General features: G+C 62.3%; 30 protein-coding genes and 5 pseudogenes. 22 read left to right on the top strand and 13 right to left on the bottom strand.

Annotated features, from left to right (window positions below; translation table 11 throughout):
• Window positions 1–188 precede the first annotated feature (188 nt).
• The 6 genes and pseudogenes from BJA_RS43455 to BJA_RS40775 all read left to right on the top strand — a co-directional run bounded on the left by BJA_RS43455 (window position 189) and on the right by BJA_RS40775 (window position 4,490).
• Window positions 189–389 (top strand): hypothetical protein, encoded by a 201-nt coding sequence (locus tag BJA_RS43455; protein ID WP_082901068.1) that lies wholly within the window; start codon window positions 189–191, stop codon window positions 387–389.
• Between the two features lie 15 nt (window positions 390–404).
• Window positions 405–819: pseudogene (locus BJA_RS43450) on the top strand (hypothetical protein).
• A gap of 891 nt (window positions 820–1,710) precedes the next feature.
• A complete protein-coding gene (locus BJA_RS40790; RefSeq protein ID WP_063921652.1) occupies window positions 1,711–2,673 on the top strand; it encodes a hypothetical protein in 963 nt (320 codons plus the stop codon).
• A gap of 10 nt (window positions 2,674–2,683) precedes the next feature.
• Window positions 2,684–3,349 carry a hypothetical protein gene (locus BJA_RS40785; RefSeq protein ID WP_011090757.1) on the top strand — a complete coding sequence of 222 codons (666 nt, stop codon included), beginning with the start codon at window positions 2,684–2,686 and terminating at the stop codon, window positions 3,347–3,349.
• Window positions 3,346–3,762 carry a phage holin family protein gene (locus BJA_RS40780; RefSeq protein ID WP_011090756.1) on the top strand — a complete coding sequence of 139 codons (417 nt, stop codon included), beginning with the start codon at window positions 3,346–3,348 and terminating at the stop codon, window positions 3,760–3,762. Before BJA_RS40785 ends, BJA_RS40780 begins: the two co-directional genes overlap by 4 nt.
• Window positions 3,759–4,490, top strand: coding sequence for a hypothetical protein (locus tag BJA_RS40775; protein ID WP_011090755.1), 732 nt, complete (start codon window positions 3,759–3,761; stop codon window positions 4,488–4,490). Before BJA_RS40780 ends, BJA_RS40775 begins: the two co-directional genes overlap by 4 nt.
• A gap of 527 nt (window positions 4,491–5,017) precedes the next feature.
• Here the strand turns inward: BJA_RS40775 and ligD (BJA_RS40770) are convergent.
• On the bottom strand, window positions 5,018–5,968 hold the full coding sequence (gene ligD, locus BJA_RS40770; protein WP_011090754.1) for a non-homologous end-joining DNA ligase: 951 nt from the start codon (window positions 5,966–5,968) through the stop codon (window positions 5,018–5,020).
• A gap of 133 nt (window positions 5,969–6,101) precedes the next feature.
• A complete protein-coding gene (locus BJA_RS40765; RefSeq protein WP_080677645.1) occupies window positions 6,102–6,290 on the bottom strand; it encodes a hypothetical protein in 189 nt (62 codons plus the stop codon).
• Between the two features lie 146 nt (window positions 6,291–6,436).
• On the opposite strand from BJA_RS40765, the gene BJA_RS40760 reads away from it, so the two are divergent.
• Window positions 6,437–6,769 carry a hypothetical protein gene (locus BJA_RS40760; RefSeq protein WP_162494170.1) on the top strand — a complete coding sequence of 111 codons (333 nt, stop codon included), beginning with the start codon at window positions 6,437–6,439 and terminating at the stop codon, window positions 6,767–6,769.
• 197 nt (window positions 6,770–6,966) lie between these two features.
• Here BJA_RS40760 and BJA_RS40755 read toward each other — a convergent pair whose 3' ends face one another.
• Both BJA_RS40755 and BJA_RS40750 read right to left on the bottom strand, forming a co-directional pair.
• Window positions 6,967–7,206 carry a DUF2171 domain-containing protein gene (locus BJA_RS40755; protein WP_011090751.1) on the bottom strand — a complete coding sequence of 80 codons (240 nt, stop codon included), beginning with the start codon at window positions 7,204–7,206 and terminating at the stop codon, window positions 6,967–6,969.
• Window positions 7,207–7,284: 78 nt separating this feature from the next.
• Window positions 7,285–8,964, bottom strand: coding sequence for a DNA polymerase/3'-5' exonuclease PolX (locus BJA_RS40750; RefSeq protein ID WP_011090750.1), 1,680 nt, complete (start codon window positions 8,962–8,964; stop codon window positions 7,285–7,287).
• 466 nt (window positions 8,965–9,430) lie between these two features.
• On the opposite strand from BJA_RS40750, the gene BJA_RS40740 reads away from it, so the two are divergent.
• The 4 genes from BJA_RS40740 to BJA_RS40725 all read left to right on the top strand — a co-directional run bounded on the left by BJA_RS40740 (window position 9,431) and on the right by BJA_RS40725 (window position 11,232).
• Entirely contained in the window at window positions 9,431–9,751 is a 321-nt protein-coding gene (locus BJA_RS40740) for a PepSY domain-containing protein (protein WP_063921567.1), read from the top strand.
• A 37-nt stretch (window positions 9,752–9,788) separates the two neighbouring features.
• Entirely contained in the window at window positions 9,789–10,409 is a 621-nt protein-coding gene (locus BJA_RS40735) for a hypothetical protein (protein WP_011090748.1), read from the top strand.
• Window positions 10,410–10,483: 74 nt separating this feature from the next.
• Window positions 10,484–10,945 (top strand): YidB family protein, encoded by a 462-nt coding sequence (locus BJA_RS40730; RefSeq protein ID WP_011090747.1) that lies wholly within the window; start codon window positions 10,484–10,486, stop codon window positions 10,943–10,945.
• 23 nt (window positions 10,946–10,968) lie between these two features.
• A complete protein-coding gene (locus BJA_RS40725; RefSeq protein ID WP_011090746.1) occupies window positions 10,969–11,232 on the top strand; it encodes a GlsB/YeaQ/YmgE family stress response membrane protein in 264 nt (87 codons plus the stop codon).
• A 58-nt stretch (window positions 11,233–11,290) separates the two neighbouring features.
• Here the strand turns inward: BJA_RS40725 and ligD (BJA_RS40720) are convergent, their stop codons facing one another.
• Window positions 11,291–12,211, bottom strand: coding sequence for a non-homologous end-joining DNA ligase (gene ligD / locus BJA_RS40720; protein ID WP_011090745.1), 921 nt, complete (start codon window positions 12,209–12,211; stop codon window positions 11,291–11,293).
• Window positions 12,212–12,324: 113 nt separating this feature from the next.
• On the opposite strand from ligD (BJA_RS40720), the gene BJA_RS40715 reads away from it, so the two are divergent.
• The 3 genes from BJA_RS40715 (at window position 12,325) to BJA_RS40705 (ending at window position 14,363) form a co-directional block, all read left to right on the top strand.
• A complete protein-coding gene (locus BJA_RS40715) occupies window positions 12,325–12,507 on the top strand; it encodes a DUF3606 domain-containing protein (protein WP_011090744.1) in 183 nt (60 codons plus the stop codon).
• 157 nt (window positions 12,508–12,664) lie between these two features.
• On the top strand, window positions 12,665–13,483 hold the full coding sequence (locus BJA_RS40710; protein ID WP_162494169.1) for a methyltransferase domain-containing protein: 819 nt from the start codon (window positions 12,665–12,667) through the stop codon (window positions 13,481–13,483).
• A gap of 91 nt (window positions 13,484–13,574) precedes the next feature.
• Complete coding sequence (locus tag BJA_RS40705) at window positions 13,575–14,363, top strand: hypothetical protein (protein WP_011090742.1); 789 nt, start codon at window positions 13,575–13,577, stop codon at window positions 14,361–14,363.
• Window positions 14,364–14,374: 11 nt separating this feature from the next.
• Here BJA_RS40705 and BJA_RS40700 read toward each other — a convergent pair whose 3' ends face one another.
• Entirely contained in the window at window positions 14,375–15,271 is an 897-nt protein-coding gene (locus BJA_RS40700) for a 3'-5' exonuclease (RefSeq protein ID WP_011090741.1), read from the bottom strand.
• Between the two features lie 242 nt (window positions 15,272–15,513).
• Between BJA_RS40700 and BJA_RS40695 the strand changes: the two genes are divergently transcribed.
• Window positions 15,514–16,122: a hypothetical protein gene (locus BJA_RS40695; protein ID WP_063921566.1), complete on the top strand. Its 609-nt coding sequence runs from the start codon at window positions 15,514–15,516 to the stop codon at window positions 16,120–16,122.
• A gap of 19 nt (window positions 16,123–16,141) precedes the next feature.
• Here BJA_RS40695 and BJA_RS42535 read toward each other — a convergent pair whose 3' ends face one another.
• Both BJA_RS42535 and BJA_RS43445 read right to left on the bottom strand, forming a co-directional pair.
• On the bottom strand, window positions 16,142–16,300 hold the full coding sequence (locus BJA_RS42535) for a hypothetical protein (RefSeq protein WP_165448182.1): 159 nt from the start codon (window positions 16,298–16,300) through the stop codon (window positions 16,142–16,144).
• A gap of 329 nt (window positions 16,301–16,629) precedes the next feature.
• Window positions 16,630–16,830: a hypothetical protein gene (locus BJA_RS43445; RefSeq protein WP_165448181.1), complete on the bottom strand. Its 201-nt coding sequence runs from the start codon at window positions 16,828–16,830 to the stop codon at window positions 16,630–16,632.
• 790 nt (window positions 16,831–17,620) lie between these two features.
• On the opposite strand from BJA_RS43445, the gene BJA_RS40690 reads away from it, so the two are divergent.
• The 4 genes from BJA_RS40690 to BJA_RS40675 all read left to right on the top strand — a co-directional run bounded on the left by BJA_RS40690 (window position 17,621) and on the right by BJA_RS40675 (window position 20,997).
• Window positions 17,621–18,547 (top strand): Ku protein, encoded by a 927-nt coding sequence (locus BJA_RS40690; protein WP_011090737.1) that lies wholly within the window; start codon window positions 17,621–17,623, stop codon window positions 18,545–18,547.
• A gap of 40 nt (window positions 18,548–18,587) precedes the next feature.
• Window positions 18,588–19,244 carry a phosphoribosylanthranilate isomerase gene (locus BJA_RS40685; protein ID WP_063921564.1) on the top strand — a complete coding sequence of 219 codons (657 nt, stop codon included), beginning with the start codon at window positions 18,588–18,590 and terminating at the stop codon, window positions 19,242–19,244.
• A gap of 108 nt (window positions 19,245–19,352) precedes the next feature.
• Window positions 19,353–19,559, top strand: coding sequence for a hypothetical protein (locus BJA_RS40680; protein ID WP_011090735.1), 207 nt, complete (start codon window positions 19,353–19,355; stop codon window positions 19,557–19,559).
• Between the two features lie 100 nt (window positions 19,560–19,659).
• Window positions 19,660–20,997: an adenylate/guanylate cyclase domain-containing protein gene (locus BJA_RS40675; RefSeq protein ID WP_011090734.1), complete on the top strand. Its 1,338-nt coding sequence runs from the start codon at window positions 19,660–19,662 to the stop codon at window positions 20,995–20,997.
• A 37-nt stretch (window positions 20,998–21,034) separates the two neighbouring features.
• On the opposite strand, the gene BJA_RS40670 is transcribed toward BJA_RS40675, so the two are convergent.
• Together BJA_RS40670 and BJA_RS40665 are read right to left on the bottom strand one after the other, a co-directional pair.
• The gene (locus BJA_RS40670; RefSeq protein ID WP_049831911.1) at window positions 21,035–21,322 is read right to left on the bottom strand and encodes a DUF1330 domain-containing protein; all 288 of its coding nucleotides are present in this window, start codon (window positions 21,320–21,322) and stop codon (window positions 21,035–21,037) included.
• 173 nt (window positions 21,323–21,495) lie between these two features.
• Window positions 21,496–21,762, bottom strand: coding sequence for a hypothetical protein (locus tag BJA_RS40665; RefSeq protein WP_011090732.1), 267 nt, complete (start codon window positions 21,760–21,762; stop codon window positions 21,496–21,498).
• 242 nt (window positions 21,763–22,004) lie between these two features.
• On the opposite strand from BJA_RS40665, the pseudogene BJA_RS40660 reads away from it, so the two are divergent.
• Together BJA_RS40660 and BJA_RS43440 are read left to right on the top strand one after the other, a co-directional pair.
• Window positions 22,005–22,409, top strand: a pseudogene (locus BJA_RS40660) (recombinase family protein); the annotation flags it as partial.
• 86 nt (window positions 22,410–22,495) lie between these two features.
• A pseudogene (locus BJA_RS43440) lies at window positions 22,496–22,819 on the top strand (hypothetical protein); the annotation flags it as partial.
• Between the two features lie 158 nt (window positions 22,820–22,977).
• Here BJA_RS43440 and BJA_RS43760 read toward each other — a convergent pair.
• Both BJA_RS43760 and BJA_RS40650 read right to left on the bottom strand, forming a co-directional pair.
• Window positions 22,978–23,196 (bottom strand): annotated as a pseudogene (locus BJA_RS43760) (recombinase family protein); the annotation flags it as partial.
• 14 nt (window positions 23,197–23,210) lie between these two features.
• Complete coding sequence (locus tag BJA_RS40650) at window positions 23,211–23,612, bottom strand: hypothetical protein (protein WP_011090729.1); 402 nt, start codon at window positions 23,610–23,612, stop codon at window positions 23,211–23,213.
• A gap of 123 nt (window positions 23,613–23,735) precedes the next feature.
• Between BJA_RS40650 and BJA_RS40645 the strand changes: the two are divergent.
• Window positions 23,736–23,861, top strand: a pseudogene (locus BJA_RS40645) (Ku protein); the annotation flags it as partial.
• A 129-nt stretch (window positions 23,862–23,990) separates the two neighbouring features.
• Here BJA_RS40645 and BJA_RS40640 read toward each other — a convergent pair.
• Complete coding sequence (locus tag BJA_RS40640; RefSeq protein WP_011090727.1) at window positions 23,991–25,112, bottom strand: tyrosine-type recombinase/integrase; 1,122 nt, start codon at window positions 25,110–25,112, stop codon at window positions 23,991–23,993.
• Between the last annotated feature and the right edge of the window lie 90 nt (window positions 25,113–25,202).

Below are 25,202 nucleotides of genomic sequence, written 5' to 3'. Positions count from 1 at the left end.
CTCGACACGCGACTTCCTGATCTCGAAGATAGCCTTACGAATTGCCCGATATTGCAAGGTAAGTCCACCGTCGAGCCAATTTCCAAAAGGTCGGTCAGACCAACTGGCCTATCGCAATCGTTAACATTTTTGAATCGCGGCACGCGAAATGTTGGCTATGATGGGGTCTTCCCTTCTGGGGGGCATTCATGTTCGATCCGACAACTACTGCGCTATTGCGCGCGGTCTTAAACGAAGTTTGCGAGAGCGTTTCGCACCGCGAGATCGGAGCGCGTACCCATGTTGCCTCAAAGATACTGGAGGCTGCTACCAAAGGTGAGGTATCGCTGGAAGAACTCAGGCAGGTAGGCCGTGATGCCCTTTCGCGCGCACCCACGATGTCGCGCTGATCGGTCGAGGCGGGCGTGAATTTCCAGGTCACGGTGCTGAAGATCCTGGTGAGCTATTCGGACGGCTTCGCCCTCATGGAAGACCTCAAGCGCGACATGGCCATCCTGGCGACCAGTGGCCGCGAATGGGCGGATCGAACCAAGCGCCCGGGTTCCGGATCTCGACATCTTTTCACAAGGGCTTGTCGAACGCATCAGCGGCGGATGGCAGATCACGGCCAATGGGAGGGCAGTGCTCGAGTTCATGGAGGCTCGCCCCGCTGCGCCCGAACCGATTCACGCGCCTTTCGTCGAGGAGGCTACGGCTCCGATAGTCACTCCAAACCAGCTTCCTCCCCTGCCTCAGCCTACTGACCGTGCCAAGCGGCGGCGCGAACGCCGCGAACGTCGTCGCGAGGCGCGCGAACGGGCGAGGGCGAACGCCTCCTGAGGTGATATCGAGGTCAAAAAAGAAACCGCCGGCTGGGCGCGGCGGCTTGGTTAGTCCCGGACTGTCGATTGCCTCCCCAGCCCTAAGCGTACCGCCGTTACCTTGTTTCCGGCCGTGCCGGCCCGACTACCGAACGCGTTTCGATTCGGCGATGGGGTTGCCGGGTTGTGCACCAGGCTCTTACAAAGTCGATAAGGCGCGAAACGATGTGGACGTGAGCCGAATCCGCGCGGTATCGCCACCCGCAACCGCTCCGCCGGCCCGCACAACGCCCAGCACCCCGCATTTGAATGGTGGGCCTGTTTCTGCCGACGAGAGCAAGTGCCGCTTCAGGCCGGCCCGGAAGCGGTCGATGAGGACGCAGGGCGTCCGGAGGCCGGTCGGTTCTACGATCGCCGTGACGAGTCGATCGCGGTCGCTGTCCTTGGCGGCCTAGAGCACGCGATCGGCCGCCGCCACGAGGGAGCTGCAGTCCATCGCACCTTGGAGGGCATGTTGGTCGCGCCGAGGCTCACCTCGCGAGGGGGAGACTCGCCCCGTTCCTTGTTGTCCGGGAGACTAAGGCCCAGCTTGAGGGCGGCGAGCATGTTGCAGACGGGTCGTCCGCCAATCTCCGCCGCCATGCTTCCCGGACCTGAGGGACATAAGAGAGCGAAGCCGGGAAAGCGGCGATGCCGCCGACGTGGGCGGCGATAGAACCGGACGTGGACGGTTCAGCGGAGTACTCAGGGCCGTTCCTCCGTGCCTTTGCGGAAGGATTCGCCAGACCTGTCTGTCCTGCTTTCGAGCGTTCTTGATCGCGAGAGCGCCGGACGAGCAACTAGGAACGATCCAACCAAAGGCGAGTTCGTCCTCGAAGCAGTGTCCAAAAATGAGCCCAAGAGGATGAACATGACACGATCGGTGGATGAGCTACGACGCGAGTCCGAGCGTAACCGGGCGGAGCTGGCGGCCACGGTCGACCGTCTGAAGCAGGGACTATCCGACACGAAGCAGGATCTGCGTGACATGGTCACGCCTCAGCGAATTAAATCGGAAGTGTCGGACTATGTGAGCGACACGGCTCAAGGCTGGGTCAAAGAGCTCAAACAGAAAATGATGAATAACCCGCTGGGCGCGGTCGCCGCGGGTACCGCGGTGGCTGTGCCGCTGCTGCGATTGGCCCGAGGGGTGCCCCTGCCGCTTCTCATGATTACTGCGGGCCTCGCTCTTACCTCCAAGAGCGTGCGCGACCGGGCTGCTGAAGCGGTGTCGCCCGTGATGGATGGAGCCAGTCGGTTTATCGACGAAACTGCCGAGAGGGTGCAGGAAGCGAAAAGTGGGGCGCAGGCGAAACTCTCCGAGTCCCAAGGGCGGGCCGCTGGTGCGGTCAACGATGCCATGGATGCGGCCAAGACATCAGCCGACGACCTCAAGGCTCGAGCAACGGAGGCCGCAGGGGCGATCGGTGACAACATCACCAGAGGGATGGACGCCATCAAGGATTCGGCGAACGCCGCTCCAGAACAAGCGCGTCAGATCATCGGTGATAATGCCGCGCTGATCGGAGGACTTGGCATCGCTATCGGCGCAATAATCGCGGCGGCCCTGCCGGAAACGAAGTTCGAAGACCGGACGGCCGGCCCCGCCAGCGATAGCCTGAAGCGCGCTGCAGGCGAAGCAGCTGAATCCGGTTTGGAGGCGGCCAAGGATGCGACGTTGTCGGCCGCCGATGCCGCGACAAGGAGCGTGAGTGAAGCCGATCTGGGGCGGCACGCGAGCCGTATGACCCAGAATCTGGCCGACAACCTCAAGGAAGCGGCCGCAGAAGTTGTCGACGCGGCGTTCAGCCCCTCCCGAAATTCTAGCACCTGAGAGATACACCATGAGCGATTCAGACGTCATCAAGCCGGCCAACTTCAACAAAGGTAAGAGCAACTCCTCCATCGGTCTGAAGGAACAGATCGGCGATGCAGGGGCCGAGATAAAGCAGCGCGCCGGAGAAGCCCTGCAGGCATCGGCGGACATGGCACGGGACAAGTTCAGCGAAGCCACCGATGCAGCCAAGAACGTCGCCAGCGGCACCGTCGACCAGATCCAAGAACGGGCACGAGAACAGCAGCAGACCAGCGCCGATTTCATCCAGCGCTTGGCCGGAAACTTCCGCCAGGCCGCGGGCGCATTCCAAACTGACGTGCCATTTGCCGCACGCGGTATCAACTCAGCCGCCGATTATGTGGAAGACGCGGCCGCAAAGGTTCGCGACGGCAGCTTTCGCGACCTCGTCGACGGTGCGACCGATTTTGCGAAGCGACAACCCGCGGCTTTTCTTGGCCTGTCTGTCTTGGCTGGGTTCGCCGCTGTACGGTTTCTGAAGGCTTCGGGAGGCAGCTCGACCGCGCAGCGGACGGGCTCGGCGACAGGCGCGGAAGCTGGCTCATCCGGCGGCCGAGCCGCTTATGCGAGCAAGGACTTCGGTGGCCAGACCTCTACGGGATCACCGACCGGACAGCAGCAGAAGCCACCTTCGCAGGACGGCAGCGCATCATGAGCATCGAGCACGACATCGAAACGGGGAAAAGCGATCTTAGCAACATTTCGGGCCTTGTCGGAGATGCGCTGGTTCAGGTCACGAAGCTTTTCCAGAATGAGGTCGACCTGGCGAAGGCCGAACTTGGCGAAAAGGTGCAAAGGCTCGGCAAAGCATTTGGACTTTTGGCCGGGGGCGCCGTCCTTGTCATCCCGGCCATCGTCATGGCGTTGTTCGCCCTGGCATCCGCGTTGATCAACGGGGGGTGGTCGCCAACATTTGCCTACCTGACTTCCGCGATTGTCGCCGCTGCCATATCGGGCGCTTTGTTTGCCATGGGCATCAAGCGGCTGGACGCGCGCAGCCTGGCTCCGCGGGAGACCATAAGGCAGCTTGAAAAGGACAAAGATACCGTGAAGGGAATGATGCGATGAGCGGCCCGCAAACCGGCTTTTTTGATAGTCTCCTTGCTGCAGCCCGAGAGAACCCGCTTTCCGCCGCGCTGATCGGCGGCGGAGCACTTTGGCTGATGGTCGGGGACGCGAAGTTGAAGGGGGCTGCGCGATCCGCGGCCACCGTCGCATCAGACGTCGTCGACGCCGGTGCGACCAATCTGCGGGCTGCAGCCTCGGGCTTGCAGCGGACCGCAGCGCCTCCGACCGCCCCGGACATGGATCATGAAGGGAGCGGTTCGCGCGGGACGGTAGATACAGCCGCCGATACTGCGGCCGGCTCGATGTCTGATGCAACGGACAGCGTCCGCGACCGCTTCGACGAAGGCGTGGCTTACGCTCGCGAACAGTTCGCCCAGAGGGGAAGTCCTCTACCGACAGCAGACACCTTGGCGAAAGCTCAGTCTTCAATCGGCGACGTCATGGAGAAACAGCCCCTGGTAATCGGCGCCGTTGGCTTGGCGATAGGCGCAGCACTTGCGAGCGCATTTCGAACGTCTCAGATGGAAGACAACTACATCGGCGAGGTCAGCGACGAAGTGAAGGATGATCTGAGCAGGCGCGGATCCGCCGTGTCTCAGGCGCTGCGCGAAGCTGCCGATACGCTCGTGGCCGAAGCGAGCGACATGGGAGCCGAGGCAGTCGATCGGATGAGGCAAGCGGGGACTGATGCCACCCAGGCCGCGAAGGAAAAGACCAAACAGTTGTGAGAGTTGCCGGCCCATGCTTCCGACCTCTCGCGCAACCACGATCCCCCGTTTGGAAAATTAGGAGCCTAACATGAGCCGCGGAATGCCATCCATGACTGCCCTTTTGGGCATGCTCGCAATCGCGGGTTACCAAAATCGCGACAAGTTAGCGGACATGTTTCGCAACGCTAACACGTTCCCGCCGGACGAGGCGCGACCGGCGAAAAGCCGATGGCGTAGATAACCCGCAATCCCGGATCCTGCTTGAGCGTTCGGCGATCTGCCATCCATCGACGCTTCCCAGCAGTTGCACGTCGGTGATGAGAACATCGGCGGCGCTTCGCCCGCACGATGCCAGTGCCTCTCCGCCGGTCGAGGCGTGGATGACGTCGAGCCTCCACCACGAGCTCCCGGATCAGCGAGAGTCATACTCGACGAAGAGTATGCGCACCAGCCGCTCCTTTCGGTCTGGAATTCTGCAACGTCTTTCGAACGGTCCCGCCTGAGCGTCGTTCCCTCGAGCTGCCAGGAGTGGAAGACAAGACGACTCACATCGAGCGAAGCCGCTCTTGTTCGCGCACGACGTCTTTCGCCTGTTTGTCGGATCTGAGGCCTAGGTAGACGGGCTGGCGCAGTTCACCCTTGGTGGTCCACTCTGCGAACTTTACCTCGGCTACCAAGAAAGGTCTCACCCAGGTCGTGACTGTCTCATCCTTCACTTTCGCAGGAAAAGGCGACTTCGCCACTTGGAGCCGGGTTAGCCTGGAGTGAAGCTCCGCCAACGTTTGGTGACTGAAGCCCGTTCCCACATGCCCGATGTACCGCCAGGACTCCTTCTCCCTGACAGCAAGAACTAAGGCACCGAAGAAAGGCCTGGTGCGCCTTGGCGCCGTGAAGCCGACGATGACGACCTCCTGGCGCTTCGCGGTCTTGATCTTGAGCCAGTCCGGAGTCCGGCTTCCGGACGCGTATGCACCGTCGATGCGCTTCGCCATGATGCCTTCGAGCCCACCGCGCTCGGCCTCAGCGAAGAACTTCCTGCCCTTCCCCTTGCGGTGGCGGCTAAAACCGATCAGCCCGTGGCGCGGCAGAATGGTTTTGAGCCGCTCCTTGCGTTCGAGGAGAGGCCGCTTCCGCAGATCTTCTCCATTCGCGAACATGAGATCGAAGGCGAAATACAGCAGCTTCGCTTCATGGCGGAGGGCATTCTGAAGCAACTGGAAATGAGATACTCCGTCTTTTCCGATCGCGACCAACTCGCCATCGATCACCGCGTCGCCCTTCACCATCTCGAGCGCTGCGGCCACCTCGGTATAGCTGCGGCTGATAAGCTTGCCGTTGCGGCTGTAGAGAGCGGCCCTGCCGTCCCTGATTTCGGCAATCATACGGAAGCCGTCGTATTTGTCTTCGAAGACCCAGGCGGGATCGTCGAACGGATCATCTGTCAAGGTCGCGAGCATCGGCTGCAGGCGTTTCGGCAAACTCGACGTGCGGCCCATTCAGTTCTCCAAAACGTCCACCGGACGAACGCTCCGAGAGCATTGTCGGAGTGTACCTCGATGAGCGGACCTTCGTTGGCTCAGGACCGCTTCGCAGATGAGCCAGTGACGGACGCCACGCCGGGTCTTACATTCACCCTTTTTGTTTTTCTTTTGCGCTTCTTCCATCGGAGCTTTTAGATCGTTCTTCAAAGCGGTCAGCGCCCTTAGCTAGATCGTGTCCCGACTTGGTCTCGTTTTTCGCTTCTTCCTTAGCAGTCGCCTCGCGCAAGCCTTCAGCGGCCTGTTCCCCCGCTTTTGATGATTTTCGTCCGTGATCCATGTGAAGCACCTTTCCTGATCAACTACACGCTTCTCCAGGAAAACTCCGTGTCATCCCAGCTAAGTCGTAACAAACTTCAATTAGATCGCTTGGACAATTGTTCCAGTTCGGGCGAAGCTAGTGCGTCTACTGTGATGGGTTTCAGATTGCCGCAGGTCGGCCGCAAGGCACTGAGCGAGGCGCCCTCGATGTGGCGTCATCCGCTCGAGGTCCAGACCGGCAGTGGTGATGTTCTCGCCGAGGTCGCCCGCAGGGACCTCGAAGCCGGCATCAAGAAGGGACGCCAAGAGCTAGGATGGGATCAGATGGAACTGCCGGAACTTGGGCAGGCGGCGACGGACAAGGTAGCGGTGCCGAACGAACGCGCCGGCGTGGGCGTCGCCTTCGACGCCGTGGCCTTCCACCAGGACTATGCGGTCAAGGGTCGCTTTGCTGAAGTGGTGCCTACGATGTTGTCCGAGCGCAATGTGCCCCGCTGATCCGACCGGAGCGAATGCGCCTGCCGCGGCTGCGCCCTTCAGCGCTCCATATCGTGCCTGATCCGCCATTGTTGCTCCTTGGCTTCGCGCTGGAAACGGGCCGGCGGCGGGACCGTTCTTAGAGTCGGGCAGGTGGCGCGCCTACGTGGTTTTGGACGCCTTTGCCGCAGTGATGCATGGGTTGACCGGTCGGTTGGTCAGCTTTGAGCGTGCTGCCAGTGTGAGGTGATGTCGGCGCCTGTCTTATTGAGATGCACGTGCTGATCGACGTGATCGACCCATGAGAGCGGAATGAAGTGATGATGCTGACCGTCCGGCGAACTCTGCTTCGTCAGCTTGATCTTATCGGTTCCGTCCAGATGATCGACTTTTCCGACCATCTTCCTATCCGACGAAATCACGTCCATGTGTTCCTTGATCTTAGAAATGTCTGTCATGGGTATCTCTCAGTCAGCAATAATAGTCGGTCGGTCCGGGAAACTTTTGATTGCTTCCCAACGCTCAGCATACGCCGATCAGGCCGCCCGCGAGAGCGAGCGCCGCTTCTGGCGTAGGTAGCGCGTGATCTCTGAAAGCGACATCGCGTTCAGGACCCGCTCGGCGGGGACACCACCCTTGCGGGCCATCAGGACGCCCCAGTGCATGTGGTCGAGCTCGGGAATCGAGTGCGCGTCCGGATTGATGCTCAGCATGCAGCCGAAGTCGAGGGCCGCCTGGTGCCAGCGCCAGTCCAGGTCGAGCCGCCATGGATGGGCATTGATTTCGACGACGACATCGTGCTTCGCGCAAGCACGCAGCACCTTCTCGACGTCGATTTCGTAGCCCGGCCGCCGCTGGAGCTGTCGCCCGGTCATGTGGCCGATGATGGTCGTGTGGGGATCGGAAATAGCCCCAAGCAGGCGCTGCGTCTGCGCCTTGCGATCCAACTTGAAGCGACCGTGGATGCTGGCCACCACGAAGTCGAAGCGCTCCAGCACGTCGTCGTCATAGTCGAGCGAGCCGTCGGCCAGAATGTCGGACTCGATGCCTTTCAGAATCCGGAAATCCTTGCCGAAGCGCTTGTTCAGCCGGTCGGCTTCCCGGTGCTGCTGCGCGATCTCCTCGACGGAGAGACCGCCCGCATAGTGGGCAGACTTGGAATGGTCGGCGACGCCGAAATACTCGAAGCCTCGCTGGCGCGTCGCCTTCGCCATGGTCTCCAGGGTCTCGGTGCCGTCGGAGGCATCGGTGTGGCAGTGAAGGATGCCGCGCAGGTCCTGATCGGTGACGAGCATTGGAAGCTTGCCTTTCAGAGCCGTCTCGATCTCGCCGCGCCCTTCCCGGAGTTCAGGGTCGATGAAGGGCAGACCGAGGGCGCGGTAGATCTCCGCCTCCTCGCTGGCGATTAGGGTGCGCCCCTTGTGCAAGCCGTCGGGCTCCAATCGCATCCTCTTTTCCGCAGCCAAAGCTTGGAGTTGTTCGATATGAGTGGCGGAGCCTGTCGCGAAGAGGAGAGCAGCGCCGAAGTGCTTGCGGTCAGATACTCGGATTTGCAGCCCGTCGGCCGGTGGCGTCGATGTCTTGTCCGGCTTGGCCGCCTCCGCAACGATTGCGAGGTCGCCGACGAGTTCGCAGCCTCGACGGAAATCACCGGCGAACGTCGCGCGCTTGAGTTCGGGCCGGGCATTCCGGATGGAATCACGCGCGTGCTCGAGCAAGGCGGCGGCACGGTGCAAGTGAAGGCGACCTTCTCCACTTTTGGCGATCGCTAGGTTCTGCAGGATCTTGGTCTGCAGCGCGGCGCCGAGTCCTTTTGCCTTCTTGATGCGGTCGTCCTTGACAGCGGCTTCCAATTCCGCGAGCGAAGCGATGCCGAGATCCTTGTAGAGGCGCAGCACCTTCTCCGAACGAAGGCCGGGCACAGCGAGCATCTCGAGCACGCCCTCGGGAATCTCCTTCCGCAGCTTTTCGAGGCTGGGATGACTGCCCGTTATGTGAAGCTTGGTGATGATGTCGGTTATCGCGTCGCCGACCCCCGGGATCTCCGTAAGCCGGTCTTCGGCGATGAGCACGTCCAGAGGGACGGCAAGAGCCGCCAGGCTGTCGGCGGCCCGAGAGTAGGCTTTCGCCCGGTAGGGATTGCCGCCTCGCAAGGCGGTGCGCTGCGCGTACTCTCGCAGGAGACTTGCCACATCGCGCGCGTCGAGCGAAGGCATTCAGCCAGCCTCCCGGTCCGAGCTTCGCGGCGCCGCCGGAGTAAGGCGACCCCCGGGGCGGTCGCTTGACCGACGATCGAGAGAGCTCTCCAGCTTCCGGGCCGCGCGAAAATCCTCGAGGTGCTGCGTGTTCGGGCCGTAAGCCGCCTCCTTCTTGAGGAGGTTATAGATCCGGCCGACCACAAGCTGCAGGTGCTTCATCCGGCCCTTCGGCATCGCTCGCGCCTTGCAAAGAGCCCGGACTGCGTAGGCGCGGAAATAGTCGAAAGCGTCTGACATGATGTCAGTAAACGCCGGCTACCCCTCATGGTTCGATCAGCAGCCATGGGTCTCATTCTCCGGCGCCGGCGCCGCGGCGGGCTCGCGGCGTCGGCGTCACGGCCTGAGTGCTGCGTCAATCCGACCGGGAAAACTTGGAACCTCTGGGCGCAGCACATGTTGTGCCCGGCCAATACTGGAGGACGACATGAACAAGAAAGTTCTTCTGCTGCTGACGGCCGCTTCGCTTCTGACGGGTCCGTCGTTCGCGCAAAATCCGCCGGCGACCGACCGCCCGAACAACAACGCGGTCAACAGTTCCGGCCAGAACAATTCCGACAAACCGGTTTCGGGGGCCAACAGCTTCACCGAGGGCCAGGTCAAATCGAAGATCGAGCAGGCCGGTTACACCGACGTCACGGGCCTGAAGAAGGACGACAACGGCGTGTGGCGCGGCAAGGCCAGCAAGGGCGGCACATCGACAAACGTCAGCCTGGATTTTCAGGGCAACGTCAACGCGGCCAAGTAACACTGAGCGCAGTAGCGAACGCAGACAAGGATTCAAAATGACCGTTACGATTTCACGTCTCTACGACAACTATTCCGACGCACAGCGCGCGGTGACGAGCCTCGAAGCGGCAGGTCTGCCGCATTCAGAGGTGAGCATCGTCGCGAACAATTCGGACAACTGGTACAGCACAGACAAGAAAGTCGATCGCGACCGCGACGGTGTCGACGATCGTGCCGAAGGTGCTGCCACGGGGGCCGGCGTCGGCGCGGGTCTCGGCGGCGCAGCCGGTCTGCTCGCTGGCCTTGGACTGCTGGCCATTCCGGGCTTGGGTCCGGTGGTCGCGGCCGGATGGCTCGCCTCGACGGCGCTGGGCGCGGTCGCCGGCGGCGCCACGGGCGGAGTCGTCGGTGCGCTGACGCAAGCCGGCGTTTCCGAGGAAGAAGCACCTCTCTATGCCGAAGGCGTAAGGCGCGGCGGCACGATGGTTTCGGCCCGCGTTCCTGACGGCGACCGTGCGCGGTACGAAGCAATCCTCGACCAATCCGCCGTCAATCTGCGCGACCGCAGCGCGGCTTGGCAAAAGTCGGGGTGGAAGAGCTACGATCCGGCGGCGCAACCTTACGGCGCGGACGAGGTCCGCCGCGAGCGCCAACTCTACGGCACAGGCGTACGGTAAATCGGTTGGCAGCCCGCCTCCAAAGCGGGCCGCCTTTTTTTGCACGCGACAACGATCGAATACAGGAGCGGAAAATGAGCCGCGGAATGCCATCGATGACCGCCCTCTTGGGCATGCTCGCTCTCGCCGGTTACCAGAATCGGGACAAGCTGGCGGAGATGTTTCGCAACGCGACCACCGGGCAGCCGGCGGCAGGCAACAAGGATTCGCTAAGCAGCATGCTCGGCAACTTGGGCGGCCTCGTCGGCGGCGGTGGCGTGGGTTCGCTGCTCAACGGCGGGATCGGCGAACTTCTCGAGCACTTCAAACAGAACGGTCAGGGTGACGCCGCGCAGTCCTGGGTCGATCACGGGCCGAACCGGGAGGTCACGCCGCCCGAACTTAAGCAGGCGATCGGTCCGGATGTCCTGCAGAAGCTGGAACAGCAGACTGGACTGTCGCAGCAGGAGATACTCGACCGCTTGTCCCGCGAGCTGCCGACTGCCGTGGACAAATACACGCCCGATGGACGCGTTCCTTCTCCGTCGGCTGGTTAACACAACGCGCACTCGGAGGGAAAATGGGCATCATCTGGACGATCATCATCGGTTTCATCGCAGGAGTCATCGCGAAATTCATCACGCCCGGCGGCAACGAGCCGACTGGTTTCGTTCTGACCACGATCCTTGGAATCGTGGGAGCGTTCGTGGCGACCTATCTCGGTCAGGGGCTCGGCTGGTATCGGCCTGGCGAAGGAGCGGGGCTGGTCGGCGCCGTCATCGGCGCGATCATCGTACTTTTCGTCTATGGGCTGATGGCGGGCAGGAGCGGCCGGGCTATCTAGACCGACCAAGCAGCAGGAGCCGCGGCGGATCGAAGCGCAGCGGCTCTTCGAAACCAAATCAAAGATCTTCTCGCAGTCCCTTGAAGAACGGATGCCGGACCTTTCCTTCGGCGGACTTGGCCCTGTATTCGACCTCGGCCAACAGCTTCGGCTCGACCCAGATGCCCTTGTGTGCGATCCGCTTCGCGTAGGGTTGGGTCTTCCGGATCAGCGGCTTCAGACGCTTCTGCAACTCGGCAGCCGAAACCTTGTCGAAGCCGTGGTCGACCTTGCCTGCGTAGACGAGGTCGTCGCCCTTTCGCCGTCCGAGGTATATGCCGTCCCATTTCCCCTCGTCGAGCGCGTAGCCGGCAATCGTCAGGGTCTCCCGCTGCGCGCAGGTCTTCTTCACCCAGTTGTTGCCGCGGCCGCTGGCGTATGCGCTGTCGCGTACCTTCGAAACGATGCCCTCGAGCCCGATCTTGCAGGCGTGTGCGAATATGTCGGCACCTTCAAGCTCGAAGCTTTCGCTGAACTGGATCTCGGTGCCGTCGATGATCTTCTTGAGTTCGGTCTTGCGCTGGAAGAGCGGCAGCTTCCGGAGGTCGCGGCCGTTCAGGTACAGGAGATCGAAGGCGACCAGTACGATGCTGGTCGACTTGCCTTTCAGTTCGTTCTGAAGGACCGAGAAGTCCGTCGTGCCGTCCGCGGCGGGGACCACGATTTCACCGTCCACGATCGCCGACCCCGCCTTGATGTGCCAGGCGTCGTCGGCGACCTTCTTGAAGCGGTTGGTCCAGTCGTGGCCGCGGCGGGTGAATACCCTCACGGCTTCGTTCGCCAGCTGGACCTGGACCCGGTAGCCATCGAACTTGATTTCGTGAATCCATCGCGCCCCGGACGGCACCTTCTCGATCGATGATGCCAAGGCCGGTTCTACGAAGCCGGGGAACGGCGCCTTCACGCCGACCGCCGCCGGTTTACGTCGATGAAACGCCACGCAACGAACTCCAACGCAGCTGGTGGACTCAAGCCGGGACGGCAGGATTCGTTTCAGGAACCCCCGAATCCTTGCAGCGTTGCATCGCCGTCAGTTCGAAAGAGGAGGAGCCGATGGCGGCAGCGAAGAAGACAGCGCGTGGACGCAAGCAGGACCGGGCGCGCGTCGCCAAGGGACAGGACTACGAAGTCCGCTACGAAGCGAAGAAGACCGGCCGCTCGGCATCGGCCGTGAAGAAGGCCGTCAAGAAGGTCGGCAATAGCCGCAAGCGGGTCGAGAAGCGGTTGGGACGCTGAACCAGCGGCCGGTCTTCGCCAGTTTCTGCCAAACGTCGACACTCCGCCGGAAGACGAGCATACTTTTAGAGACCTTGTGTTGGCCGTCCTTATCGGTCAGCATGGGGAATATTTGTTGATCTTCTTGGTTTCACCCGGCCAATTTCAGGAGGGTGTCATGACAGTTCACGATCATTGGCAGATGGATGCCAGCGCTCCCGAATTGTATGAGCGGTATCTCGTCCCCGCCATCACGTCGGTCTGGGCCGATGATCTGCTCGATCGCATCGACCCGGCAAAGGGAGAATGCGTCCTGGACGTGGCGTGCGGGACCGGCGTCGTGGCGCGCCGGCTGGCCGAGCGCGGCCACGTCGGAAGGCTGGTCGGCATAGACCTCAACGGGGCCATGCTGGCCGTAGCCCGGGCGAAATCCAGCGACGTGGAGTGGACCGAGGGCAGCGCGCTGGATTTGCCCTTCGCAACGCGCAGCTTCGATGTCGTGCTCTGCCAACTCGGACTGCAATTCTTTCCTGACCGACCGCAGGCGCTCCGAGAGATGGCTCGCGTCCTCAAGCCGTCCGGACGCCTCGGGCTCAGCGTCTACAGCGCAATCGAGCACACTCCGGCCGCGAACGCTTTCGTGCAGGCGCTGGATGGGTTTCTCGGGCCAGAGTCCTCGCGGACCAAACGTGCCGAGCATCTTACGTGCAATGCCGACGAGGTGGGCAATTGGGTGCGCCAGGCGGGCTTCGACCGTGTGGGTGTCGAGACCGTGACCAAGCAGATCGGCTTTCCATCGGCGCTCGACTACGTTCGCTTCCAGCTCACGGCGACCCCGATGGCCGCACTGTTGACGAGAGAGGACGACGCCGGACGTGAGCGCACGATCGCGGCTATCGCCGACGACGTGGCGGCCCGTCTGGATCCCTCGATACTCGCGAACGGCAGGCTGACGTTTCCACAGGAGTCCTTCGTGGTTGTCGCATCGCTGCGCTGACCGTCCATTTTGTTCGTCCGGGTCTGCTCGTGGCAGCCGAGCCTTGACAGCGTGCTGAAATTGGAAACGTCGATCGCAGGAGCTTCCGTACATGAATGAGCGTTCGAAGGAATCCGAGGCACCGATTCATGACCGAGCGTTGCTGCTGCACGGCGCGAAGCGCAACCAGCTGTTGACCTTGGACGAGGTCCGTCGATACGGTAGCGACAGCTTCTCCGATCCCGACTTCGTCCGGCTGTACGGCATGAAGCCGGCCGAGTGGTACGCGCGCGGAGTGCGTTTGCTCGGCCGGACCGCCGTCGAGTGCACCCGAGATGCCGTTGCCGACCGCATCGGGCAGGACGTCGCGGCCGTCGCGGCGTCGCTTCCGGCACCAGGCCGGTGGGTCGTCGTCGATCCTTTCGCAGGCTCTTGCAATACCTTGTACTGGATATTGCGGCACGTGCCGCGATCGCGCGGGATCGCCTTCGAGTTCGACCCTCAGGTCTTTCAGCTGACCAAGCAAAACCTCGCGGCCCTCGATCGGACCATCGATCTGAAGCGGGGCGATTACGGCATCATGCTGGGTCAACTCCATACCGCGCCCGATGAGGCCATGATCGTCTTCGTGGCGCCGCCTTGGGGCACTGCTCTGGATGAGACAGAAGGGCTGGATCTACGCCGAACCGAACCTCCCATAACCAAGATCATCGCGGAGTTCGGCGACGCCTTTGCCGCTAGGCGGATCCTTTTCGCCGTTCAGGTGTACGAGAAGTTGGATAAGGAGTCTCTGGCCGAGGTTCACGGAAAGCTCGATTGGTCCGACTTGAAGATCTACGATTTCAATGCTGCCGGCAGAAATCACGGCGTTCTTTTGGGCACGCGAGGATGGACGCCCTGAAGGATTTATCGCTATGCCCGGCAGGAAAACCGGGTGAATGCGGTCAGGCGCTGTACGCTTGGCTCGACCTCGCGCATGTAGATCTCGGCTCGCAGGAAGGCGATCTCGTCGTCCAGACCGCTCTCGTTGACATCTATGAACCAGGACTTGGGTCTGCCGTCGCTGCCGTCGTTCCAGCGATAGCCGCGCCGCTTCAGCGAGTCCTTGAGCTCGAACGCGGTCTGCTCCGCCCAGACCCGCAGCGTCGGCCTGCGGGCGGTCTCGAGCAGAAGCGCGAGCGCCGGCGCACCGGTCGTCGGCAGTACGAAGTCCAGGACCTCCAGCAGTGCGTGGCAGTCATCGACGGCGCGGTGCGCCTGGTGGAAGAAGCCGGTCCCGTTCAGCAGATAGCCGAGTTGCGCGCCTGCGAAGCCGTGCTCACGCCAGTCGATTTCGGTCGCGCTGCAGCCCCAGGCCTTGTGCTCGAAGACCGGCCAATAGCGCTCCGCGAACTTCCGGTCGAAACCACTGTTATGCGCGATCGTGATGACCGCGTCGTCGACGAACGCGGAGACGGCAGCATCGTCGATCCGCTGGCCGGCGACCATCTCGTCGGTGATGCCAGTAATCGCGGTTATCTCGGGCGGGATGGGGGCGGAAGGTTCGTCGAAGGCGGCGAACGTATCCCTGACGCCGACGATCCGACCGTCCGGCGTGTAGTCGAACTTGACCATCCCAAGCTCGATGATCTCGTCCTTACGATGATCGAGGCCGGTCGTCTCTGTGTCGAGCAGGATGCCTGTCCTGGTTTCCTGCCCCGCTGGCCGGGACAACGGTATGCGCGGGACCAGGCGGCGCAGCACCCGATAGTCCGACGATCGGCTGAGTGCCTCGGCCAAGGCCGCGAGATCGGTCGTGTGTTGAAGCATCGATTCTCGAGGGATAGCGCTGTTCGCTTAACGGTGTGGCACAATACGTGCCCGCGAGGTATCCGAGATTCGAGCGATTCACGGCGTTTTCAGGAGCGTAGATGTTGTTCGGTCGGATTGCAGGCGTAGCAGCATCGGCTGAGCGGCTCGGGGGCGGGCCGGAGTTCGGACCGTCTCCCAGGGTTAGGAACACGGGCCAGCCCTCCTGCGTAGCGTCCACGACAGGCTGAGCGAGCGGCTCGATGGCGAGAAAACTGAAGACCTACGTCACGTCGCTGGGCTTCTACGACCAGGCCGTCGCGGCGCCGTCGATGAAGGCGGCGCTGGAGGCCTGGGGCGCCAGCAGCAACCTCTTCCATCAAGGCGCCGCGCGTGAAACGGACGACCCTGACATCGTCGCCGTCACGATGGCGAAGCCGGGCGTGGTGCTGCGGCGTCCGGTCGGCTCGACCGGCGGTTTCACCGAGCACGCCGAGCTGCCGACCGACCTGGCGGAAGAGGAAGGCGCCAAACGCCCCAAGCGGCGTCAGGCCGAGCCTGCGAAGCGCCCGGCCAAGATCGACGACAAGGCCGCGCGCAAAGCCGCGCAGGATTTCGAGAAGGAGCAGCGCCGACGGGACGCCGAGCGACGCAAGGAGGAAGCCGCTCGCGTGAGGGACCGCGCCCGCCGCGACAAGGCTGTCGCCCAGGCGCAAGCCGATCTCGAGAAGGCCAAGCGGGCGCATGAGGCGAGGGTAGCCGATATCGAAGCCGAGCGGGCCGCGCTCGACGAGCGCGCTGAGGCCGAGGACGCGCGCTGGGAGCGGGAGCGCGAGAAGCTGCAGACGGCTCTCCGGCGGGCAAGAGATTAGGGCGCGCTGGCCCCGGGGCTCAGAACGGCTCGGCTCCCAGGCCGGGGCCGAAGGCCATGGCCGCCAGCAATGACAGCAGCAGGCCGGCACCGCAGAAGATCGCGATGATCTTCAGCTCCTCGGTGCCGACTTTCGCGTGGGCCGCACACGAGAACGCTCTGGCCAAGCTGGCAAGCATCAGTCTTCTCCGAAAAACGGGAGAGGACACCGTAGCTGGATGGGTCTTGGCGCCGTGTGAACTGGGTCTCACATGCTGCGCGATTTGAACTCGCGGATTTGGCGAAAACGGCCAGCAACTGCAGTGAGCAGGGGTCGTTATCTCCCATGGAGAATGAGAGAGCCAAATTGCTGGCCCAGGCCGAACGGTGCCGGAGGCTTGTTGCCTCCATCACGGATCCGTACACGGTCAAGTGTCTCACCTGTCTTGCCGAGGAATGCGAGAGGCGCGCCGCCGAGATCACTTCCCAAGGCGAAGAGGGCGATCAGTGAGGTTCGCTTGAAGATCTATCAGGCCTCGCCAGAGCCTGAGAACAGCACCGTCGGAGGCGTCGCCCGCGGTGGCGGGATCGACCTTCCGCCCGAGGTTCCGGGTCTGCTCCTGAGATCGTATCGCTGAGCCAGGTCGAGCAGCCGTCGCCTGGTGAACGGATCCGCGTTCTCGGCCAGATCGCGCGCCCGCTGCGCGAAGCTCCTGTAGAACTCTTCCACGACGCCACCCCCGCAACATCACTGAAAGCCGAATTTCAACGCGCGCTTGCCGTCGCGTCAAGTGATCTGACGCAGTCGGATAGCTTCCAGCGATCTGCTTGCGCTCTCCGCACATCGGGAACTAAGCTACCTGAGGCAGGGGCAATTCCAATGGCGGTACTCTACCCGATCCGGAAGGCGTGCCCGGGGTGCGGCAAGCCCATGAAGGCTGTGCCTGACGAAGCTCGGGAGGGGCGACCGCGCTACGTCTGCACCAGCTGCGAGGACGACCCGCTGCACGACCCCGCCGCGCGGAAATGGGCGGAAAGTCCGCTGCGGCCGCCGGCCAAGTAGCCAAAACAGAGATCGGCCCCGGCAACCATATTGCTGCCGAGGCCGATCTTGCTCTCAAACTGTCCAAATGCCTTCGCGGTTCAACCCGCAGTCCCGGGCTTCGTTCCCTCGAACGTGCCCACGGGTCGCTCTCGGAGCCGACGCCGTAACTGCGGTCGCAAAGATAGAGCGGAGCCCGGAGTGCCTAGGAGTCCGGGTCTCCGCAACCGTAACAGCACCGGAGCGCGCTCTCATGCCGCTAGGTAGGGAATCAACTCTACGCCGGTCGGCGCGGTTCGCTTTGAGCAACGTGATTATGTTCCCGTTTTGTTTCTAAAGAGGAAAGAGACTCTCTCCCCAATTCCCATGGCGCAGCAGCCGCGGAGGGATGAATCTCGTGGATGGCAGCCGGCGTGTCGGAACCGGCTTCGCCCGTTCGTCTTGAATCCAGGCCGCCTCGAACCGGAGTTCTGCGTACATGGCCCCCCGAGCCAATTGGAAAGGGTTTCTCCGTCTCTCGCTCGTCACCTGTCCCGTCGCGCTCTACCCGGCGACGTCGGAGAGCGAGAAGATCTCGTTCAACCAGCTCAACCGGCAGACCGGCCACCGCATCAAATACCTGAAGGTCGACGCCGACACCGGAGACGAGGTGCCGAACGAGGACATCGTCAAGGGTTACCAGCTCGAGAAGGACCAGTTCATCGAGGTTACCAAGGAGGAGCTCGAGGAGATCGCCCTGGAGTCGACCCGGACCATCGAGATCGACGAGTTCGTCGACAGGACCGACATCGATCCCCGGTACCTGATCCGCCCCTACTACATCCGCCCCGACGGCAAGGTCGGGCACGACGCCTTCGCCGTGATCCGCGAGACCATCCGCGAGATGGACAAGGTCGCGATCGGGCGGGTCGTGCTGACCAACCGCGAGCACATCATCGCGCTCGAGCCGATGGACAAGGGGCTCGTCGGGACGCTGCTGCGCTACCCTTACGAAGTGCGCTCCGAGCAGGAGTATTTCGACGAGATCCAGGACGTCAAAGTGACCAAGGACATGCTCGATCTCGCCAGGCACATCGTGAACCAGAAGGCCGGCCGGTTCGACCCCGAAAAATTCGAGGACCACTATGAGACCGCGCTGATCGAGCTCATCAATCAGAAGCGCGCCGGCAAGCCGATCACGCCGAAGGAAAAGCCTGCCGCGACCAACGTGGTCAACCTGATGGAGGCGCTGCGTCGGAGCGTTGGTCAGGAGGCGGCGCCGGCGAAGGCCGGGAAGCCCGCTAAGAAGCCGCGGAAGGCTGCTGCGGGCCAGAAGGAGATGCTGATGTCGATTGCCGGCAAGAAGCCGGCGAAGGATGCGGCGGCGAAAAAGCCGGCGGCTGGGGCGAGGCGCAAGTCGGCCTGATCTTCCATCTCATCTGCCTAGTCAGAGTCGCTGTCGAACAATGCTGACGCAGATCTACGAAGTCGCGACGCCCGCCGAAGCCGAAGCAATATCCGCAATCGGCGTCGATCATGTCGGCGTGCTTGTCGGGGATGGCGCTTTCCCCCGGGAGCTTCCGGTTTCCGAAGCGGCCGCGGTTATGGAAGCTATCAGGGGGCCGTCCGTACTCTCGGCGCTGTTCCTTTCGCCGGATGTCGCGATGATCGAACGGATGGCCAGGGAGCTCCGCCCGCCTATCGTGCACCTCGGTGCTTCGAATGAGTTGCTTGCCCCCGACCATGTCTCGGCTCTCCGAAGGTCTTTGCCAGGTGTCAGGTTCATGCGTAGCGTACCGGTGACAGGACCCGAGGCGCTGCAGGTGGCGCGCGCCTACGATGGAATTGTCGAATGGATCCTGCTTGATAGTCATCGCGTTGGCGATCCTCAAATCGGTGCGCAGGGCGTCACGCACGATTGGAGCATCAGCCGAACGATCGTCGAGACCGTTCGGACTCCGGTAATACTCGCCGGCGGGCTGGGGCCGGACAATGTCAAAGAGGCTATCCGGTCGGTACAACCTGCCGGCGTGGACTCAAAAACGAAGACCGACAGCGAGGGCACCCACTCGAAAGACCTAGTGAAGGTCCAAGCTTTCAATCGCGCCGCGAAGAACGGCTGATCGCTCTTATCCAAATTGGGCGAGCTGACGGGCGTGGTACTTCCCGAGCCATAGGATCACGGCCCCAGTTTTTGCGGCGGCCCCGGATTCCTACGGTGCCATCGACGCGTGATCGTTTACGATCTGCGATTATATTTCCGCGCGATGGAGACCGAGTACGACCCCGAGCATGAGGCAGTTGCGGCGATGAAGCTCGCCGCTGAAGCCGATGGAGCCGAACGGCAGAGATGGATCAACGCTGCGCTGGCGTGGATTGAACTCACTCGCCTGCGGGTGTCCGGCCGCGAGCGCAGCGGGGCGGAAGAGACGGTCTAGTCACTTGCCAACGATCCCGCCTCGGATGCTCGCGCCCCAGTTGATCTCATCCACGATCTGACCAATACTCAGTCCCCGCAACGTCATAGCGGGGCCGGCCATGGCTGAACTTGCATTGCCCGAGACGCAATATGCGCAGAGCGGCGATTTCAGCATCGCCTACCAGGTCATGGGCAGCGGCCCTGTCGACATCATCCTGGTCCCTGGCATCATCTCGCATATCGATTACCAGCATGAGCTGCCCGGCTACACGCAAATCCTCCGCCGGATGGCCCGGTTCTCGAGGGTCGTCACTTTCGACAAGAGAGGACAAGGCCTGTCCGACAGGCTTGCCGATGTGCCTTCGCTCGAGGACCGCATCGACGACGTCCGGGCGGTGATGGACGCAATCGGATCGCGGCGGGCCGTGTTGGTCGGTTTCTCCGAGGGCGCTTCCATGAGCGTTCTGTTCGCGACGACCTATCCAGATCGCGTCTCCCACCTGGTTCTTTTCGGCGGCCTTGCCCGCATCGCCGACCTGTTTCCGCCGAGCTTTTCCCCTGCAGAGGCCGATGAAAGGCTGGCGAACCTCGTCAAGCGCTGGGGCAGCGGAAGCTTTCTCGCGAACGTATTCGCGAGCGAGGCCTCCAATCCGGACGCGGCCGCGCGCATTGCGAAGTTCGAAAAGCTGGCGTGCAGTCCGGGCGCCATCAGGTCCTACATAATTTCCAATCGCCGGATAGACGTGAATGCCATCCTTCCGTGTGTCCGCGCCCCGACCTTGATTCTGCATCGGGCGACCGACGCCCAAGTGCCGGTAGCGCTGGGCCGTAAGATGGCGGCGGGAATACCCGGGGCGAAGTACATCGAGTATCCGTCCGGAGATCACGCATTCTGGACCGGGGACACCGAGACCCTGGTCGGCGACATCGAGGAATTCGTGACCGGCCATCGCCAGGCGGGCGACACCGATCTCGAGCGCATTCTCGCGACCGTCATGTTCACCGACATCGTCGACTCCACGCGGCAGGCGGCCGAAATAGGCGACCAGCGGTGGCGGGGCCGCCTCGACGAGCACGACGCGCTTGCGCGTCAGTTCATCGACCGGCATCGAGGCAATCTGGTGAAGACCACCGGGGACGGCGTGCTCGCCACCTTCGACGGGCCAGGTCGTGCGATCCGGTGCGCGCTGTCGTTCAGCAGTGCCGCCCGTCAGATCGGCTTGCCGGTACGCGCTGGTCTGCATACTGGCGAGATCGAGATGCGGGGCAGCGACATTGGGGGCATCGCCGTCCACGCGGCGGCCCGCGTCATGTCGCAATCCGCGCCAGACGAGGTGCTGGTTTCGCGAGTTGTGACCGATCTCGTCGCGGGCGCGGGACTGAGGTTCAGCGAGCGCGGTTCGTACGAATTGAAGGGGCTACCGGGCAAATGGGATCTGTTCGCGGCCACCGGTTAGCCTCTGCGCCCGCCACCAGCCACCTGTTGTGCACCGATCAGGCGCCGGGAAAAGCCCAGATGTTCATGGTGGCTATACCCTCGCGCAGTTTCTTGATCGGAACGTAGTCCGGCGAGTTCCAGAACGCGTGGATCGCCTCCATGTCGGGAAACTCGAACATGACGACCGGGCGCTGATCGTGTTCGCCTTCCAGCACCTCCACCTTCGCTCGTCTGGCTACAAGTTTTCCGCCAAAGCTGGCTATGAACGGCACGACGGCCTGCACGTATTTCTGGTACTGCGCTTCGTCCTTGATGGTGTTTTGGACAATAAAATAGGCGGGCATAATCAACCTCTCGCGGCAATGATGCTGAGAGCAGAAGACGTGCAGCCTAGCATGCTTCTTGGGGCTCGTCCCACTTGTAGTCCCTTGTCGCAGATAACTGGGGACTGCCAGCGGCGAACTCATCCTGGAAGCGCGTGACGGCTGAACCTCTGAAGGTGCAGCTGCGATTGTCGTCAATCGTCGGCAGCGCACTCGGGGCAAGTGTCCCCGATCGAGTCCAGCACGTCCCTGATCTCCGCGAGCGCCGCTTCAGGAGAAATGCGGTCCGGTGGCTCCCTCCTTGCGATATCCAACGCGCGCTCCCGCGCATGCGGATCCGCTCGGTCCCGCGCCCAGCCATGCTCCTCGCATTCGTGGATGGCGCCTGCCTCCTGCAGCACGCCGATCGCCCACCCGCGAAGCGTCCGGATGGCCGGCCGTCTTTCCTTCGTCATCAGCATCGAGATAGCTCCTGCCGGGACGAATCCTCCCGCCCGCCTGCTCGTTCCACGCAGTTAGCACGGGTCGGGGATTCGCAACCGGCAGAGCCGGGCATTGTCCCCGTGTTCCAGCCGCGCTGTGCACAACCGGGTGCAGCGCCCGCCCCAGGGGCCGGCTCTCCGCAGTTCGGATCGAGATTGCCATCCAGAACGCAGAGGGTGTATTGGCTGGCGCGGGTACCTCTAAGTAGCGGAAGAGGTGCATGGGTAATTGGCTTATTGTCCCCAAGGGGACGAGCTTGGCGAGACGGACCCGAACGCGCCGGGCAGCGCAGTACGTCCGAATGTCGAGGGAGCTTCAGCGCTACTCGATCAAGAACCAGCTCGCAGCCATCGCCGCCTATGCCGAGGCGAACACTCTCACGATCGTCCGCACCTATGCCGACGAAGGCCGCAGCGGCCTTCGAATCAAGGGGCGGCCTGGTCTCATCGAGCTGATCGACGACGTTCAGTCGGGACAGGCCGACTTCGATCACATTCTCGTCTACGACGTCAGTCGCTGGGGCCGCTTCCAGGACGTCGACGAGAGCGCGTACTACGAATTCCTTTGCAAGCGGAGCGGCGTCCAGGTCGAATACTGCGCTGAGCTCTTCAAGAACGACGGCACCTTCGTCTCCGGCATCGCCAAGAGTCTGAAGCGCGGCATGGCCGCGGAGTGGAGCCGGGAACTCTCGGTCAAAGTGCACGCGGGACACTGCCGGGTCGCGAGCCTGGGGTACCGCGTGGGCGCTCCTGTGGGTTTCCGGACTACAAGGCACCAGTCGTTCGCAATGGCGCCGAGGGCCGGGAGCTCGTCACCGCGCGCTGGGGCATGCCGTCGTCGTCGAAGGCGCTCATGGACGCGACAAAGAAGCGCGCTGAGAAACTGCAGGCCAAGGGCAAAGCTGTGGATTTCAAGGAGCTGCTCCGGATGGAGCCGGATTCCGGAACCACCAACATCCGCAACGTGAAGAGCAAGCACTGGACGCGCTGGCTCGGCGTCGAGAACCGCTGCGTGGTGCCGTTCAGCGCATACGCCTTCCGCAGCGATCCGAAATGCTTCACGTACGACGAGACGTGATTGAGGCCGAGCGTCGTGTTGATGATGCGCGAGTTGAGCTTTCCGCGCCGGCGCAGGGTGAGGCGCAGGCGCAGCAACATCTCATTTTCGGGAATCTCTACGCGCCGTTCGGCCAGCAGCTTTTGCGCGCGTGCGAAGATGCTTGGATCCACGATAGGCTGGATCTGCGCAGCGCCTCGGACCCAAGTGTGATCCGGATTCTTGACCAGCTTCTGCCCCAACCGTCGCGAGGTGCGATTGTAGATGGTCTTGCCGATGTAGTTTTCGTTCGCGAGGATGGTCGGAATCATGCCGTCGGTCCAAGGGCGGCCGTTGTGATTGGCGATGGGCGCCATGGCCGTGCAGCCGGCTAAGGCATGTCGTACGACGGCCAGCAACCGTCTTCGTCGTGCCGTCCGGTGCGCTGGCTGCACATGTTGTCGAGCAGGCGTTGACCAACGTCTCGCCAGACCGCGTCCCGACCGTAGAGCCGGACCGCGTCGACCTTTTGAATCTCGACGGTCCGACCGCAGCGCCGGCACGTCACCCTCAGAATGTGCTGACGAAATTGGCTCAGCCGTAGCGTCCCTCCGGAGGCGGCTGACCGTACTTCGGCGCGAGGGTCGTCCAGGAGCGCCTGCCAGTACTCCGCGGGCAAATCGGCGTCAGGGGCTAGTCCGGGCTTCTGAGACACGTTTTTGCCGGCGAGAGCGGCCATTTTTTGCATCTGCTTGGGGGTCGGCATGCGCCAGCTCGCGGGTCGGTCGGTCATGCATCAATAGAACATATAGCGAACAAAAGAGTCGAGCCCCTGGGGTGAAAATATCGTCTTGTGAGCTCGTCATCCTGTCGGAACCGCGCGCGGCCGTTTGTCTTGAATCCGAGCCATTCCGAACTGGAGTTCTGCGTATCATGGCCCCCGCGCGCCAACTGGAAGGGCTTTCTTCGCCTTTCGCTCGTCACCTGCCCAGTGGCGCTCCACCCGGCAACCTCGGAGTCCGAGAAGGTTTCATTCAGAAAGAGATGTTGATGCCGATAGCCGGCAAGAAGCCGGCGAAGGAGGCCACCGCGAAGACGCGAGCAAAGGGCCAACGGCGGAAGTCGGCCTAGGCGATCGATGTCCGGGAGACAGTCGGTGCATCGGAAAGCTTCATGCGCTTTCCGCAGTCCTTAGGTCGAGCATGAACTGGGCGCTCGGCGAAGACTCAAATTTTTCAATAGCTTTCCGCGCCAGACCTTTAGTCCGCGCGAGATACTTCTCCAGAATATGATTCACGTACTTCAGCGAATGGCCCGTGATGGTCGCAATTTCCTGGGGAGTGCAGCCGGCCTCCGACAACAATGTGATGGCTGTGCCTCGCAGATCGTTGAAGTGAAGCGAGACCGGCTCTTCCACGCCTTCAAGTTTGATCTTGTCGATTCCCGCTGCCACCATCGTCTCGTGCCAGAGTCGGCTGAAGTAACGGATCTTGAAGCGGCGATTGGTCCGTGTCGTCAGGATGTATTCCGACGTGCGCGGCATCTTGTCGAGCATCTGACGAAGGCTCTTGGTGCAAGGGATATCGACGAGACGGCCGTTGCCTCGGTTGCGACGCGACTTGCTGATTCTGACAACAAGGCAGCCGTCGCGGTAGGCGGTCCATTTCAATCCGAGAAGGTCGCTTTCGCGCAGAGCGGTGTGAGCCGCGAGAATCAAGGCTGGCTGAAGTTCCGGTTCCGCCTTGTCCATGAACGCCAGGACGTGTTCGGGCAACCAGAGGATTTCGCTTCGGTCGGCGTAGTGCAGACGCTTGAAGCCGCGTAGATGATTGAACCTGATATTTTTCCTGTCTTTTGCCCAAGTGAGCATCGCGCTCGTCGCGGCGAGACGATTGTCCGCCTCGCGAGCGCCGGAGGCTTTGGCAACAGCATCTTGATATTCGAGAAAGTCACCCAAGACGTCGGGGTCGTTCAAGGCCGAAGAAGGCAGCGTTCCAAACTCGCTTTCGACCGCCTTGAGAAGACGCGCGTATTCGCTTTGCGTACGATCAGCGAGGAGCTTGAAGACTTCCGAGGCCTTATATTTCACGACCAGCGCCGCGAAGGTATCTGACGAGGCAGTTTGCGGTCGCTTTTGGCCTCGCGCGGCAGCGCCATATGACTCGATGAATTCCGGCGATCCAGGCTCACCCTGCAAGAGTTTACCGGTGGCCCGATGGTAGCGGTAGGTCTTCGTCGAGCCGTCAGCGAGACGCTTCTTGACGGTGTTGATCCCTTTAAGTCTTACGCGCACGGCGGTCCGCCCTCCACGTTTCGAGGGCTGAGGGCGATTGCCGACCTTCGTCCAATCCGCTGGCGCGGTTCATGGCCAAGTGCATCAATT

The sequence above is a fragment of the Bradyrhizobium diazoefficiens USDA 110 genome, assembly GCF_000011365.1.
Taxonomy (GTDB): domain Bacteria; phylum Pseudomonadota; class Alphaproteobacteria; order Rhizobiales; family Xanthobacteraceae; genus Bradyrhizobium; species Bradyrhizobium diazoefficiens.
This window is presented reverse-complemented; position numbering and strand designations above follow the sequence as displayed.

Bases quoted from the DNA above. Each gene is read 5' to 3' on its own strand.
- BJA_RS40730 (WP_011090747.1), top strand. From the start codon at position 10,484: ATGAGCCGCGGAATGCCATCGATGACCGCCCTCTTGGGCATGCTCGCT.
- BJA_RS40740 (WP_063921567.1), top strand. From the start codon at position 9,431: ATGAACAAGAAAGTTCTTCTGCTGCTGACGGCCGCTTCGCTTCTGACG.
- BJA_RS40725 (WP_011090746.1), top strand. From the start codon at position 10,969: ATGGGCATCATCTGGACGATCATCATCGGTTTCATCGCAGGAGTCATC.
- BJA_RS40765 (WP_080677645.1), bottom strand. From the start codon at position 6,290: ATGGATCACGGACGAAAATCATCAAAAGCGGGGGAACAGGCCGCTGAA.
- BJA_RS40750 (WP_011090750.1), bottom strand. From the start codon at position 8,964: ATGCCTTCGCTCGACGCGCGCGATGTGGCAAGTCTCCTGCGAGAGTAC.
- BJA_RS40710 (WP_162494169.1), top strand. From the start codon at position 12,665: ATGACAGTTCACGATCATTGGCAGATGGATGCCAGCGCTCCCGAATTG.
- BJA_RS40650 (WP_011090729.1), bottom strand. From the start codon at position 23,612: ATGACCGACCGACCCGCGAGCTGGCGCATGCCGACCCCCAAGCAGATG.
- BJA_RS40735 (WP_011090748.1), top strand. From the start codon at position 9,789: ATGACCGTTACGATTTCACGTCTCTACGACAACTATTCCGACGCACAG.
- BJA_RS40670 (WP_049831911.1), bottom strand. From the start codon at position 21,322: ATGCCCGCCTATTTTATTGTCCAAAACACCATCAAGGACGAAGCGCAG.
- BJA_RS40690 (WP_011090737.1), top strand. From the start codon at position 17,621: ATGGCCCCCCGAGCCAATTGGAAAGGGTTTCTCCGTCTCTCGCTCGTC.
- BJA_RS40790 (WP_063921652.1), top strand. From the start codon at position 1,711: ATGACACGATCGGTGGATGAGCTACGACGCGAGTCCGAGCGTAACCGG.
- BJA_RS40685 (WP_063921564.1), top strand. From the start codon at position 18,588: ATGCTGACGCAGATCTACGAAGTCGCGACGCCCGCCGAAGCCGAAGCA.
- BJA_RS40695 (WP_063921566.1), top strand. From the start codon at position 15,514: ATGGCGAGAAAACTGAAGACCTACGTCACGTCGCTGGGCTTCTACGAC.
- BJA_RS40705 (WP_011090742.1), top strand. From the start codon at position 13,575: ATGAATGAGCGTTCGAAGGAATCCGAGGCACCGATTCATGACCGAGCG.
- ligD (WP_011090754.1), bottom strand. From the start codon at position 5,968: ATGGGCCGCACGTCGAGTTTGCCGAAACGCCTGCAGCCGATGCTCGCG.
- BJA_RS40715 (WP_011090744.1), top strand. From the start codon at position 12,325: ATGGCGGCAGCGAAGAAGACAGCGCGTGGACGCAAGCAGGACCGGGCG.
- BJA_RS43455 (WP_082901068.1), top strand. From the start codon at position 189: ATGTTCGATCCGACAACTACTGCGCTATTGCGCGCGGTCTTAAACGAA.
- BJA_RS42535 (WP_165448182.1), bottom strand. From the start codon at position 16,300: ATGCTTGCCAGCTTGGCCAGAGCGTTCTCGTGTGCGGCCCACGCGAAA.
- BJA_RS40700 (WP_011090741.1), bottom strand. From the start codon at position 15,271: ATGCTTCAACACACGACCGATCTCGCGGCCTTGGCCGAGGCACTCAGC.
- BJA_RS40785 (WP_011090757.1), top strand. From the start codon at position 2,684: ATGAGCGATTCAGACGTCATCAAGCCGGCCAACTTCAACAAAGGTAAG.
- BJA_RS40755 (WP_011090751.1), bottom strand. From the start codon at position 7,206: ATGACAGACATTTCTAAGATCAAGGAACACATGGACGTGATTTCGTCG.
- BJA_RS40665 (WP_011090732.1), bottom strand. From the start codon at position 21,762: ATGCTGATGACGAAGGAAAGACGGCCGGCCATCCGGACGCTTCGCGGG.
- BJA_RS40775 (WP_011090755.1), top strand. From the start codon at position 3,759: ATGAGCGGCCCGCAAACCGGCTTTTTTGATAGTCTCCTTGCTGCAGCC.
- BJA_RS40675 (WP_011090734.1), top strand. From the start codon at position 19,660: ATGGCTGAACTTGCATTGCCCGAGACGCAATATGCGCAGAGCGGCGAT.
- BJA_RS40780 (WP_011090756.1), top strand. From the start codon at position 3,346: ATGAGCATCGAGCACGACATCGAAACGGGGAAAAGCGATCTTAGCAAC.